This window comes from Bradyrhizobium sp. MOS001, assembly GCF_004634465.1.
GTDB lineage: Bacteria > Pseudomonadota > Alphaproteobacteria > Rhizobiales > Xanthobacteraceae > Bradyrhizobium > Bradyrhizobium barranii.
The window spans coordinates 179,185-192,175 of record NZ_SPVJ01000010.1; the positions used below are offsets into that span (position 1 = coordinate 179,185).

Below are 12,991 nucleotides of genomic sequence, written 5' to 3' on the forward strand. Positions count from 1 at the left end.
AGGCCGGGCATGAAAGGTCGTATTACTCGGCTGCTTCCGACGTCGGCGCCGGTCCCACCTTGGAGTTGTGCAGGTCGACGTTGAGGCCGAGCGAGCGCATTTCCTTGACCAGCACGTTGAACGATTCCGGAATACCGGCCTCGAACGTGTCGTCGCCGCGGACGATCGCCTCGTACACCTTGGTACGGCCGGCGACGTCGTCCGACTTCACCGTCAGCATCTCCTGGAGCGTGTACGCCGCGCCGTAAGCCTCGAGCGCCCACACTTCCATTTCACCGAAGCGCTGGCCACCGAACTGCGCCTTGCCGCCCAGCGGCTGCTGGGTGACGAGCGAGTACGGACCGATCGAACGCGCGTGGATCTTGTCGTCCACGAGATGGTGCAGCTTGAGCATGTAGATGTAGCCCACCGTCACCTTACGATCGAAGGCATCGCCGGTACGGCCGTCATAGACGGTCGACTGACCCGAAGCGTCGAGACCGGCAAGCTTCAGCATCTCCTCGATGTCGGCTTCCTTGGCGCCGTCGAACACCGGCGTCGCGATCGGCACGCCGCGGCTCAGATTGTGACCGAGCTCGATCAACTCGTTGTCGTTGAGCGACTTGATCGTCTCGTCCTCGCCGTAGACCTTCTTCAAGGTTTCCTTCAGCGGCTTGATGTCCTGCTTCGACAGATAGGCATCGACCGTCTGGCCGATACGCTTGCCGAGGCCGGCGCAAGCCCAGCCAAGATGGGTCTCGAGGATCTGTCCGACGTTCATGCGCGAGGGCACGCCGAGCGGATTGAGCACGATGTCGGCATGCGTACCGTCTTCGAGGAACGGCATGTCCTCGATCGGCACGATCTTCGACACCACGCCCTTGTTGCCGTGACGGCCGGCCATCTTGTCGCCGGGCTGGATCTTGCGCTTCACCGCGACGAAGACCTTGACCATCTTCATCACGCCGGGCGGCAATTCGTCACCGCGCTGAAGCTTCTCGACCTTGTCGAGGAAGCGCTGTTCCAGCCCCTTCTTCGACTCGTCGTACTGCTTCCGCATGGCCTCGATTTCGGCCATCAGCTTGTCGTTCGGCGAAGCGAACAGCCACCACTGCGACTTCGGGTACTCCTCGAGCACTGCACGGGTGATCTTGGTGTCCTTCTTGAAGCCCTTCGGGCCCGCAATGCCCTGCCGTCCCTCGAGGAGCTCGGCAAGACGGTTGTAGACGTTGCGGTCCAGGATCGCCTGCTCGTCGTCGCGGTCCTTGGCCAGACGCTCGATCTCTTCCCGCTCGATCGCCAGCGCACGCTCGTCCTTGTCGACGCCGTGACGGTTGAACACGCGCACTTCCACGATCGTGCCCTGCACGCCCGGAGGAACGCGCAGCGAGGTGTCGCGAACGTCGGAGGCCTTTTCGCCGAAGATGGCGCGCAGAAGCTTTTCTTCCGGCGTCATCGGGCTTTCGCCCTTCGGCGTGATCTTGCCGACCAGGATGTCGCCGGCGCGCACTTCCGCGCCGATGTAGACGATACCGGCTTCGTCGAGGTTCTTCAGCGCTTCTTCCGAGACGTTCGGAATGTCGCGGGTGATTTCCTCAGGGCCGAGCTTGGTGTCGCGGGCCATCACCTCAAACTCCTCGATGTGAATCGAGGTGAAGACGTCTTCCTTCACGATCCGCTCGGAGAGCAGGATCGAGTCTTCGAAGTTGTAGCCGTTCCACGGCATGAACGCGACCAGCACGTTGCGGCCGAGCGCGAGCTCACCGAGATCGGTCGACGGACCGTCGGCGATGATGTCGCCCTTCTTGACGATGTCGCCGACCTTCACCAGCGGACGCTGGTTGATGCAGGTCGACTGGTTGGAGCGCTGGTACTTCATCAGACGGTAGATATCGACGCCCGACCTGGTCGGATCGAGATCTTCCGTGGCGCGGATGACGACGCGGGTCGCGTCGATCTGGTCGATCACACCCGAACGGCGCGCCGCGATCGCGGCACCCGAGTCACGCGCAACCACGCCTTCCATGCCGGTGCCGACGAACGGCGCCTCGGCGCGAACCAGCGGCACCGCCTGGCGCTGCATGTTCGAGCCCATCAGCGCGCGGTTGGCGTCGTCGTTCTCGAGGAACGGGATCAGCGCCGCGGCGACCGAAACGAGCTGCTTCGGCGACACGTCCATGTAGTCGACCTTGTCCGGCGTCACCGGCAAGACTTCGCCGGCGTGACGGCAGACCACAAGATCCTCGGTGAAGCGGCCCTTCGGGTCGAGCGGCACGTTGGCCTGCGCGACCGTGTAGCGGCCCTCTTCCATCGCCGAGAGGTACACGACCTCGTCGGTGACGCGACCGTCCTTGACCTTGCGGTACGGCGTCTCGACGAAGCCGTACTTGTTCACTCGCGCGAAGGTCGCGAGCGAGTTGATCAGGCCGATGTTCGGACCTTCCGGCGTCTCGATCGGGCAGATGCGGCCGTAATGCGTCGGATGCACGTCGCGCACCTCGAAGCCGGCGCGCTCGCGGGTCAGACCGCCCGGTCCAAGCGCCGACAGGCGGCGCTTGTGGGTGATCTCCGACAGCGGGTTGGTCTGGTCCATGAACTGCGAGAGCTGCGAGGAGCCGAAGAACTCGCGCACGGCGGCAGCCGCCGGCTTCGCGTTGATCAGGTCCTGCGGCATGACCGTGTCGATGTCGACCGAGGACATGCGCTCCTTGATCGCGCGCTCCATGCGCAGCAGGCCGATGCGGTACTGGTTCTCCATGAGCTCGCCGACCGAGCGCACACGGCGGTTGCCGAGATGGTCGATGTCGTCGATCTCGCCCTTGCCGTCGCGCAAATCCACCAGCGTCTTGATGACGGAGAGGATGTCTTCCTTGCGCAGCGTACGCTGGGTGTCGGGCGCATCGAGGTCGAGGCGCATGTTCATCTTGACGCGACCGACCGCGGACAGGTCGTAGCGCTCGGCGTCGAAGAACAGCGACTGGAACATCGCCTGCGCCGAATCCAGCGTCGGCGGCTCGCCCGGACGCATCACGCGGTAGATGTCGAACAGCGCGTCCTCGCGCGTCATGTTCTTGTCGGCCGAGAGCGTGTTGCGGATGTAGGCGCCGACATTGACGTGGTCGATGTCGAGCAGCGGCAGTTCCTTGTAGCCCTGCTCGTTGAGGGCCTTCATCGACTTGTCGGTGATCTCTTCACCGGCTTCCGCGTGGATCTCGCCGGTCTTCGGGTTGACGAGGTCCTCGGCGAGATAGTTGCCGACGAGCTCCTCATCGGACAGCCGCAGCGCCTTCAGGCCCTTCTCCTGCATCTGACGCGCACCGCGCACGGTGAGCTTCTTGCCGGCCTCAAGCACGACCTTGCCGGTGTCGGCGTCGATCAGGTCGTTGATGGTCGAGTAGCCGCGGAAACGGTTGGCGTCGAACGGAACGCGCCAGCCTTCCTTGGTCCGCTTGTAGAGAATCTTCTTGTAGAACGTGGACAGGATCGCCTCGCCGTCGAGGCCGAGCGCGAACATCAGCGACGTCACCGGAATCTTGCGGCGACGGTCGATACGCGCATAGACGATGTCCTTGGCGTCGAACTCGATGTCGAGCCAGGAGCCGCGATACGGGATGACGCGAGCGGCGAACAGCAGCTTGCCCGAGGAATGGGTCTTGCCCTTGTCGTGGTCGAAGAACACGCCGGGCGAACGGTGCATCTGCGAGACGATGACGCGCTCGGTGCCGTTGACGATGAAGGTGCCGTTCATCGTCATGAGCGGGATGTCGCCCATGTAGACGTCCTGCTCCTTGATGTCCTTCACCGACTTCGCGCCGGTTTCCTCGTCGATATCGAACACGATGAGGCGCAGCGTCACCTTGAGGGGTGCCGCGAAGGTCATGCCGCGCTGGCGGCACTCGTCGACGTCGTATTTCGGCTGCTCGAACTCGTAGCGGACGAATTCCAGCATCGAGGTGCCCGAGAAGTCGGAGATCGGGAACACCGAGCGGAACACAGCCTGCAGGCCCTCGTCGAGACGCCCGCCCGCGGGTTCGTCGACCATCAGGAACTGGTCATAGGACGCCTTCTGAACCTCGATGAGGTTCGGCATCTCGGCGACTTCCTTGATGTGTCCGAAGAACTTGCGAACGCGTTTGCGACCGGTGAATGTCTGCTGCGCCATCGTGGCCTCTCATTTCGTCGCCCGCTCCGGGCGCGCCGTCCAGGACGCGGTTGCCACCGCTCCCCGGGTTGAATTTTTCGAACCCGCTTTGGGGACCAAAAATCCAGATTCAGACCGTCATGTCCTGAATCTGTTCTTCAGACCTTCAAAACGCAAAACGACGCGCGGGGCGCATAGGCACGCCCGCCCGTCACAACGATTGTCTTCACGGACTGCAAAAGCCCGAAATAGCCTGCTCTCCCAACGGCTTACAGGGAATCCAGCATCCCTGCCCACCGCGCTTTCGTGCTGTCGAACCGATATGGGGCGACAATAGTAGAGATTCGAGGGGTTAACCTTCAAATCCCAACACTTTTTCGTGTTCGGCCTACGTCGGGATGTTCCGTCGCACGCCTTTTGCATATTGCCCACCCTTAGATGGGTGGACCGAGACCCCGGGCTTCGCTGATGCTCGCCCGGGATCTCGCGCCAGTAAGCGTTGCTTACTTGAGCTCGACCTTCGCGCCAGCCTTCTCGAGCTGGACCTTGATCTTCTCGGCTTCGTCCTTGTTCACGCCTTCCTTGACAGGCTTCGGCGCGCCCTCGACGAGGTCCTTTGCTTCCTTCAGGCCCAAGCCGGTGATGGCGCGGACTTCCTTGATGACCTCGATCTTCTTGTCGCCGGCGGCGGCAAGAACGACCGTGAACTCGGTCTTCTCTTCAGCCGGAGCGGCGGCAGCGCCACCACCAGCCGGGCCGGCCACGGCGACAGCCGCGGCAGCCGAAACGCCCCACTTCTCTTCGAGGAGCTTCGCGAGTTCGGCAGCTTCGAGCACGGTGAGGCTCGAGAGGTCGTCAACGATCTTCTGCAAGTCAGCCATTGTTCAGTTTCCTTGAGTGTAAGTCTGGTTCGGGTTTGAGTTTTACGAAGGGCGTCAGGCCGCTTCGCCCTTTGAGGCATGAGCCTGGATGACGCGCGCGAGCTTGCCCGCGGGCGCATTGGCGAGCTGAGCGATCTTGGTCGCCGGGGCCACAAGAAGGCCGACGATCTTGGCGCGCAGTTCATCAAGCGACGGCAGCGAGGCAAGTGCCTTCACGCTGTCGACATTCAGGACGGTCTTTCCCATCGAGCCGCCAATGATGACGAACTTTTCGTTCGTCTTGGCGAATTCGACGGCGACCTTCGGCGCCGCTACCGGATCGTTCGAAGTGGCGATCACGGTCGGTCCCTTCAGCATGGGGCCGATGGCAACGACGTCAGTGCCTGCAAGAGCAATTTTGGCGAGACGGTTCTTCGAGACCTTCACCGAGGCGCCAGCCTGCTTCATCTGCATACGCAGCTTCTGCATCTGGGCAACGGTCAGGCCGGAATATTGAGCAACGACCGCGACGCTCGTGGTCTTGAAGACCCCATTGAGCTGTTCGACCGCTTCCTTTTTTGCCGCTCGTTCCACAGCAAGCTCTTTCCGGTTGGCGGTCATCGCGAGAAGCGGGACCGCCGGGTTGCACCCATCGCCCCACCCAAAACCTGAACCTCGGGGCCAAAACCCCTGGGACACGCGCCGGGCGAGACGACAATTCAAAGCCTGCCCTCCGGGAGCCCTTAAGGCCCACGGCGTGTCGAGGTCCGAACCAGACCCGTTTCGCAAGCCAGCCGTTAAAGCTGGGCGCGAAGTGAAATCCGGTCTTCACCCGTCTATGCAGGCCATGCGATTAAGCCGTTGAGAAATCGAAATTTCCCGCGGGCGCCTGCAGTCTTGGACAGGACAAGGTCAGCCGGCGAACCGTCCGACCCCTGCCCGCACTCCACCAACCGACGGGTTTTCCTTCCTTTTCGGGCAAATCCTAACGGACGTCCTGAAAAGGAATGATCTCCTGTCTTGTCGGGTTTTCGGAATGCGTGCACGAACGCGCCAGCCGAGGCCGGCACGTCCGGAAGCGGTTCTTTAACCGCTCGGAGCCCGCTTGCCAAGAGCAAAATTCACACCAGTTCCAATCGACTGGCGGCAGGGCTTGAGACGGCCCGACAAGGGCCGATTCAGACCGATTTGACCCCGTATGGCAGCGGCTTGCCCGCGAAGAACTCCGTCAGGTTCGCCAGCACGCAGTTCTGCATGGCGACGTGCGATTCGAGGGTGTGGCCGCCGATATGCGGGGCGAACACGACATTGAGGAGCGCCGTCAGCGCGTCGGGGGCGTGCGGTTCCTTCTCGAAGACGTCGAGGCCGGCGCCGGCGATGGTCTTGTCGGAGAGCGCCGCCACCAGGGCCTTCTCGTCAATCACAGAGCCGCGGGAGATGTTGACGACGTAGCCGTGCTCCCCGAGTCGCCCGAGGATATCGGCGTTGACGACGTGCTGGGTCTCGGCCCCTGCCCGGACCGCGATCATCAGCACGCTGCACCAGTCGGCGAGCGCCTCCAGCGTCGGGAAATATTGATAGGGCAGATCGTATTTGCTGCGGCTGAAATAGCCGACCTCGCTCTCGAAGGCGGCGCAGCGGGCCGCAATCTTGCGGCCGATCTCCCCCATGCCGTAGACGCCGATGCGGCGGCCGGGCATGCCGGCCTGCGGCCGCATCATCGGCGACTGCTTTGAGCCGGCCCAATCGCCGCTGCGGACATATTGGTCGGCGACCAGGATCCGCCGCGTCGTCGCCAGCATCAGGGTCATCGCGATGTCAGCGACGGAAGCCGCATTGGCACCGGGGCTGTGGCCGACCGCGATGTTGCGCGCGGCGGCCGCCTTCAGGTCGACGCCGTCATAGCCGGTGCCGTAGCAGACGATGGCGCCGAGTTTTGGGAACAGGTCCATCGCCTCTGCCCCGAGCGGCGAGCCGCCAGCGGTGAGCATCGCGCGGATGCCGCCGAGCTCTTCGGCCGAAAACATCTCGCGCGCCGGCTTGCCGCAGGTGTCGAGCAGTTCGAACCGCTCGGCGAAGCGCGCCATCATCGTCTTCGGGAAGCGCGAGTAGATCAGGACCTTGTCAGCCATTTTTTCTTGTTTCCCGGTTCTTGTTTCCGATGAACGCCGCCGCAAACGACGAGGGGCGGAATCGGTTGCCCAATTCCGCCCCTCGCCTTATGCAATTTCCAAACCTCAGCCGAGGCAAGCCTTAGCCGAGAATGGTGCCCGGCTCGACCTTCACGCCGGGGCCCATCGTCGAGGACACCGCAACGCGCTGGATGTAGGTGCCCTTGGAGCCAGCCGGCTTCGCCTTCGAGACAGCATCGGCCAGGGCCTTGATGTTCTCGACCAGCTTCTCCTCGGAGAACGAGGCCTTGCCGACGCCGGCCTGCAAGATGCCGGCCTTCTCGACGCGGAACTCGACCGAGCCGCCCTTGGCACCCTTCACCGCACCGGTGACGTCCATGGTCACGGTGCCGATCTTCGGGTTCGGCATCAGGCCGCGCGGGCCGAGCACCTTACCGAGACGGCCGACCAGCGGCATCATGTCGGGAGTGGCGATGCAGCGGTCGAAATCGATCGAGCCGTTCTGCACCTTCTCGACCAGGTCCTCGGCACCGACGACGTCGGCACCAGCAGCCTTGGCTTCGTCAGCCTTGGCGCCGCGGGCGAACACGCCGACGCGGAGCGTACGACCGGTGCCGTTCGGCAGGGTCACGACGCCGCGGACCATCTGGTCGGCGTGACGCGGATCGACGCCGAGATTGATCGCGACCTCGATGGTCTCGTCGAACTTCGCCTTGGCGCGTTCCTTGACCATCTTGATGGCGTCCGCGAGCGGGTAAAGCTTTTCGCGGTCAACACCTTCGCGGGCTTTGTTCAAACGCTTTCCGATTGCCATGACCGCTTACCCCGCCACTTCCAGACCCATCGAACGGGCAGAGCCCTCGACCATCTTCATGGCCGACTCGATGGAATCGCAATTGAGATCCTTCATCTTCTTCTCGGCGATCTCGCGCACCTGCGCCTTGGTCACCTTGCCGGCCTTATCACGGCCCGGCGCCTTCGAGCCGGACTGGATCTTGGCGGCCTGCTTGAGGAAGAAGGACATCGGGGGCGTCTTCATCTCGAACGTGAACGAACGATCGGCGTAGATCGTGATCACGACGGGAATCGGGGTGTTCTTCTCTTCCTTCTGGGTCTGGGCGTTGAACGCCTTGCAGAACTCCATGATGTTGAGACCGCGCTGACCAAGCGCGGGACCGATCGGGGGCGAAGGATTCGCCGCACCGGCCGGGACCTGAAGCTTCAGGTATCCGGTCACTTTCTTTGCCATGTATCACTCCTGTTGTGCCGGCAGGGCCAGCGGTTTCAGGTTCGTGGTCTGGGTCGGATGCGGCTGGCAACCGCCCTCTCCCTCCCACGGCCTCTTGCTAGCGTGAGACCGAAGCCTCACGCCTCAATCGATCAGACCTTCTCGACCTGACCGAATTCCAGTTCGACCGGCGTGGCGCGGCCGAAGATCGACACCGCGACCTTCACGCGCGAGCGCGCCTCGTCGATTTCCTCGACCACACCCGAGAACGAGGCGAACGGGCCATCGGCCACGCGCACGTTCTCGCCGATTTCGAACGACACCGACGCCTTCGGCCGTTCCACGCCCTCCTGCACCTGGTGCAGGATGCGCATGGCCTCGGCTTCCGAGATCGGCATCGGCTTGTTCTCGGCGCCGAGGAAGCCCGTGACCTTCGGGGTGTTCTTGATCAGATGAAACGCCTCGTCGGTCAGCTTCATCTTCACCAGCACGTAGCCCGGGAAGAACTTGCGTTCGGCGTCGATCTTGCGGCCGCGGCGCACTTCCGTGACCTTCTCGGTCGGAACCAGCACCAGCTCGAACAGCTCCTCGAGCCCGCGCTGCTTGGCCTGCTCGCGGATCGATTCGGCGACCTTCTTCTCGAAGTTCGAGTAAGCGTGGACGATGTACCAGCGCTTGTCGGTCGATTGGGTTGCAGCGGCTGTTGCCATCAGTGAATGCCCAAAAGGAAGGTGATGAGGTAACGGATGATCTGGTCGGCGGCGAAGAAGAATATCGAGGCCACGGCGACCATCACGAACACCATGATGGTGGTGATCGTGGTCTCACGACGGGTCGGCCAGGTGACCTTGGCGGTCTCCGAGCGCACTTCCTGCAAAAACTTGAACGGGCTGACTGCCATCGTTTGATGTCCAACGTCCGTCGACAGACGCGAATGAATTTCAGGGATCCGAACAGCCGCCGTTGGCCCAGCCCTCTGTCTCGAAGGATGAGCCGGGAAACCGGGCTCGATTGTTCGGGGATTTCAAAGCCGCGCCGGAAATCCGCGTTTAACGGGCCGGCTGCGAGTGCGGGGTAGATACTGCGGATGGGGCCAAAGGTCAAGGTGTGGGCTGGCCGGGACACGCGCGGCCGAGGCCAGCGGACCCGATCCGGATCAAGGGCTTACCCGGTCCGCATGATCCACGGTCCGAGCTTGTCGGCCCGCCGCCGTCCTGCCTGTCGATCCTGATTGTCTGGGATTAGCTGGCAGGAGTGGCAGGGCTCGAACCTGCGACCCCCGGTTTTGGAGTTCGGCGACCAGCGTCCGTTCCTGTCATGTTCAATCTGGGGTAGGACTGATCTATCTAGCGTTTCCTCGATTCCGGTCCCGAGCGTTCCCGCCCCCTCCCTCCGATTTGGGTAGCAAGATGGTAGCAGGCTGTTCCGCGACCGTTCCCCGCGTTTAAAGGGCCGGCACCCTAAAATCCTGCCGCGCTGCGGACGGCGGCGCTTAGGGTCGCTGATCGTGTCTGGACGATTGGGACTTGTTGATGCGGTGCTGCCGCCGGAGCCGAATAAGCCGGTGCGAGTAAAGCGGACCTTCCGGGCAATCGACGGCGGGAAATTGGACCCCTGAAACGGCGCTTAGCACTCGTGGAATCCACTGGACGCAATCGGACCCCGAATTCAAAGATGGGGGAGTGTCGTAGTGCCCCTACGGAGTGAACCTTCCCGAGTTCAATCAGACTAACCGTTACCGGGGTTTTGCATCATCCCCCCTGGGGCTGGAAAGCCGCCGCCCGCGATCCATTTAAGCGGGCGGCGTTTTTGCTTCTGAAAATGAAAAGGCCCAGGTCCGGGGCTGGCGCGACCTGGGCCTTGCGCTGGTCGTGTGACCTTTCAGACCACCGGCACCCAATCCGCAAGGCGTGAATTCGTTCCCAGTACCCTAACTTGAAACTGAGCGTGTCCTAATTGGGATAGCGTTCGCGGAGGCCCCCGCGCGGCAACAGCAACGTTTGCCCCTCCCTTCGCGTCGATTGTCCGCATCGGTGGGTGGGTAGCGGCTCGGTTCCACGGCGCGATCGTTTGGCCGGAAACCCACCTCTTTGTCGTGGCGGAAGATGTGCTGACGGTTAGCCGGCGCCGGCACCTTCCCGGCCTCGGCCAAATCTAGGCAGATGCGCTTCCCATGTGCGCGAGCACGGATAGCCGGCGCCAGTCAACCAAGCCCTGAACTTCAATAGCCACGGGTATCTAGGTAGTTGGCCGCCAAAGCGCAGGCCACCACCATCATATTCGAAACAAGCGCCCAAAAGATCATTCTCTCTGCCTCCGCTCAGCGCTGACCCTTGAACCGCGGGACCGCCGCTTCAGACTAAGAATGGCGCCCCTCAGAGCCGGGGCCGTTTTGATTTCGCCTTTTCCGTCGTCGATGGAGAAGTCACAATGCCCAGACAGATTGCGATTACACTCTGTTCATTGGCTGCTGCGTGCTTATTCGCATTCAGCGTAGCGGCGATCGTTTCCCATCACTAGCCACCAGGAAAAACTCCGCCGACCTCGCGAGCCGGCGCGAGTTGGTTGAGATTATTGGCGATCGGCGGGCACCGATCGCTGGAATCATTCTATAGCACGGACGCATCGCCAGCATGAGCCGGCGGTCCATCGTCAGCCGCTGCCGGTCGCGCTTTCGGTGTAATCGGCACCGGGGCGCGAATTAACTCGCGCTTGAGATTCCTGCGGCGCATACTTGCGCTATCATCTTGCTCTGTTGTTGGTCATCGCTCCCACACAAACCGCCCCTTGGCGTCTGCTACTTCTGGCGGCTGCTCATTTTTGCGAGTTAGCCGGGCCGAACGCCATTCAGCGGTGCAGAGAACACCCCTATCGCATTCGTCTGCAAGCTTAAGAAGCAGGTCCGCGTCGGCCTCGTCCCCCGAGGCGAAGGCCAATCTGCGATACCGGATCGCGCGGACGCTGTTCATGGCGTCTCAAATCCCGACGAAGCCGTGACGCGAACTCATTTGACCCTTCCAGCAAAGGCAAAAGTGAACGCCGCAGTAGAAATACTAGGTCTCCGTGGCGAAGGGGGAGGTTCAATCGAAGGCGCGAGCGCGCTTGGTTCACAAGCCGATACTGCGGAACGCCGCGAGGAGGCCGCCACTGAGGCTGTGGCCAAATCACACGGCGCCGATCTCAACCGTTCGATTGAGATCTTAGCTACCGTTAAAGGCCCGCCGGCAGTCAGCCGAGGCGGGCGTTCGGGCGTTCCTCAACCTCGCCTGTTAAATACGATTCCAAGTGTAACCTGGATAACATTGCGCTGCGGTAGAGCCGCGGTATGTTTCCCCTCACCGGGGCTGACTCCATATTACACTTAGACCCTTTTCACCCGGATTTTATTGACAATGCGGGCCGCAGCGGTCCCCCTGCTGCGGCCTTCGCGTTCTATCAACTTCCATTTTAGGAGGGCGAATGGCCAAAGAACATTGCCTGATTGTGCTCGCAGCCGGAAGAAAATTGGATTTGCTTCGGGGAGAGGCCTCCCGCGTTGCAGTAGCAAGCAAACTAGGCTGGTGGTCCGTCCGTGCCGAGGTCGGTACCAAATTCTGCTTTGAAGATTCCACGGCGAAAGACAATTTCGCACTCGCTTGCGACAGCTTCGGCATCACGTGCCGAGAAGGCTCGTCCTAACAAAATGACCTTGCCCCCAAGTTTTATCCAGTCCTGAGTTCGCCCCGGCTGTTGGATTTGCCCGGTTGGACGGTGGCAGCGGCGGGAGCCGGCGCGGAGCCCTCGGCATAGCGCAGCGCCGGCTCCCGGCGCGGGTGGCAGGTGAAGGCGAACTCGGACGGCGTCTTCCATCCGAGCTGCGAGTGTGGTCGTGCCTCGTTGTAATCGGCCCGCCAGCATCCGAGCGCGACGCGGGCCTGGGCCAACGACGTGAACAGCGTCTCGTTCAACAGTTCATCGCGCAGCCGGCCGTTGAAGCTTTCGATGAAGGCATTCTGCATGGGCTTGCCCGGCGCGATGTAGTGCCATGCCACGCGGCTCTGATCAGCCCATGTCAGGATGGCGTTGCTGGTGAGCTCGCTGCCGTTGTCGCTGACCACCATCTTCGGCTTGCCGCGCTCAATCATCAGCCGGTCCAGCTCCCGCGCCACCCGGGGGCCCGAGAGCGAGGTATCGGCCACCAGCGCCAGGCACTCGCGGGTGCAGTCGTCGACCACGGTGAGGATACGGAAGCGGCGACCATCGGTGAGCTGATCCGATACGAAGTCGAGCGACCAGCGGTCGTTCGGCGCCATCGGCACCGTCATCGGCGCCCGGGTCCCGATCGCCCGCTTGCGGCCGCCACGGCGACGCACCGCAAGCTTCTCTTCCCGGTAGAGCCGGAACAGCTTCTTGTGGTTGATCACATAGCCCTCCCGCTTGAGCAGAACGTGGAGGCGCCGATAGCCAAAGCGGCGGCGCTCCTGGGCGATCGCCCTCATGCGTTGGCGAAGACCGGCATCGTCCGCCCGGGTCGTCTGGTATCTCATGGTCATGCGACAGCAGCCGATGGCTTTACACGCCCGCCGTTCGCTCATCCCGAAGGCGTCTCGGAGATGGGCGACAGCTTTCCGCTTGGCCGCGGGCGTCACCATTTCTTTCCCACGAGGTCCTT

10 protein-coding genes are annotated in these 12,991 nt (G+C 62.5%); 1 reads left to right on the plus strand and 9 read right to left on the minus strand.

What is annotated here, in order from left to right; translation table 11 throughout:
• Positions 1–22: 22 nt before the first annotated feature.
• From rpoB to secE, 8 genes are all read right to left on the minus strand, one after another.
• Positions 23–4,141 carry a DNA-directed RNA polymerase subunit beta gene (rpoB, locus tag CT676_RS16765; protein WP_135214978.1) on the minus strand — a complete coding sequence of 1,373 codons (4,119 nt, stop codon included), beginning with the start codon at positions 4,139–4,141 and terminating at the stop codon, positions 23–25.
• A gap of 482 nt (positions 4,142–4,623) precedes the next feature.
• Positions 4,624–5,001, minus strand: a complete 378-nt coding sequence (gene rplL, locus CT676_RS16770; RefSeq protein WP_028152883.1) for a 50S ribosomal protein L7/L12 — start codon at positions 4,999–5,001, stop codon at positions 4,624–4,626.
• A gap of 54 nt (positions 5,002–5,055) precedes the next feature.
• Complete coding sequence (gene rplJ / locus CT676_RS16775) at positions 5,056–5,574, minus strand: 50S ribosomal protein L10 (RefSeq protein WP_135214979.1); 519 nt, start codon at positions 5,572–5,574, stop codon at positions 5,056–5,058.
• Positions 5,575–6,158: 584 nt separating this feature from the next.
• Positions 6,159–7,112, minus strand: coding sequence for a 2-hydroxyacid dehydrogenase (locus CT676_RS16780; protein ID WP_135214980.1), 954 nt, complete (start codon positions 7,110–7,112; stop codon positions 6,159–6,161).
• A 121-nt stretch (positions 7,113–7,233) separates the two neighbouring features.
• Positions 7,234–7,926, minus strand: coding sequence for a 50S ribosomal protein L1 (gene rplA, locus CT676_RS16785; protein WP_014494487.1), 693 nt, complete (start codon positions 7,924–7,926; stop codon positions 7,234–7,236).
• Between the two features lie 6 nt (positions 7,927–7,932).
• Entirely contained in the window at positions 7,933–8,361 is a 429-nt protein-coding gene (rplK, locus tag CT676_RS16790) for a 50S ribosomal protein L11 (protein ID WP_006611824.1), read from the minus strand.
• 131 nt (positions 8,362–8,492) lie between these two features.
• Positions 8,493–9,050, minus strand: a complete 558-nt coding sequence (gene nusG / locus CT676_RS16795) for a transcription termination/antitermination protein NusG (RefSeq protein ID WP_063982569.1) — start codon at positions 9,048–9,050, stop codon at positions 8,493–8,495.
• Positions 9,050–9,241: a preprotein translocase subunit SecE gene (secE, locus tag CT676_RS16800; RefSeq protein ID WP_007611620.1), complete on the minus strand. Its 192-nt coding sequence runs from the start codon at positions 9,239–9,241 to the stop codon at positions 9,050–9,052. The genes nusG and secE overlap by 1 nt, the downstream gene beginning before the upstream one ends.
• A gap of 2,558 nt (positions 9,242–11,799) precedes the next feature.
• Here secE and CT676_RS16805 point away from each other — a divergent pair.
• Positions 11,800–12,018, plus strand: a complete 219-nt coding sequence (locus CT676_RS16805) for a hypothetical protein (RefSeq protein ID WP_135214981.1) — start codon at positions 11,800–11,802, stop codon at positions 12,016–12,018.
• Positions 12,019–12,041: 23 nt separating this feature from the next.
• Here CT676_RS16805 and CT676_RS16810 read toward each other — a convergent pair.
• On the minus strand, positions 12,042–12,991 hold a 950-nt coding region (locus CT676_RS16810; RefSeq protein ID WP_135214982.1), incomplete at its 5' end, for an IS3 family transposase.

Excerpts from the sequence above, each read along its gene's own strand:
- rplL (WP_028152883.1), bottom strand. The coding sequence starts at position 5,001 with ATGGCTGACTTGCAGAAGATCGTTGACGACCTCTCGAGCCTCACCGTG.
- secE (WP_007611620.1), bottom strand. The coding sequence starts at position 9,241 with ATGGCAGTCAGCCCGTTCAAGTTTTTGCAGGAAGTGCGCTCGGAGACC.
- rplA (WP_014494487.1), bottom strand. The coding sequence starts at position 7,926 with ATGGCAATCGGAAAGCGTTTGAACAAAGCCCGCGAAGGTGTTGACCGC.
- CT676_RS16780 (WP_135214980.1), bottom strand. The coding sequence starts at position 7,112 with ATGGCTGACAAGGTCCTGATCTACTCGCGCTTCCCGAAGACGATGATG.
- rpoB (WP_135214978.1), bottom strand. The coding sequence starts at position 4,141 with ATGGCGCAGCAGACATTCACCGGTCGCAAACGCGTTCGCAAGTTCTTC.
- nusG (WP_063982569.1), bottom strand. The coding sequence starts at position 9,050 with ATGGCAACAGCCGCTGCAACCCAATCGACCGACAAGCGCTGGTACATC.
- rplK (WP_006611824.1), bottom strand. The coding sequence starts at position 8,361 with ATGGCAAAGAAAGTGACCGGATACCTGAAGCTTCAGGTCCCGGCCGGT.
- CT676_RS16805 (WP_135214981.1), top strand. The coding sequence starts at position 11,800 with ATGGCCAAAGAACATTGCCTGATTGTGCTCGCAGCCGGAAGAAAATTG.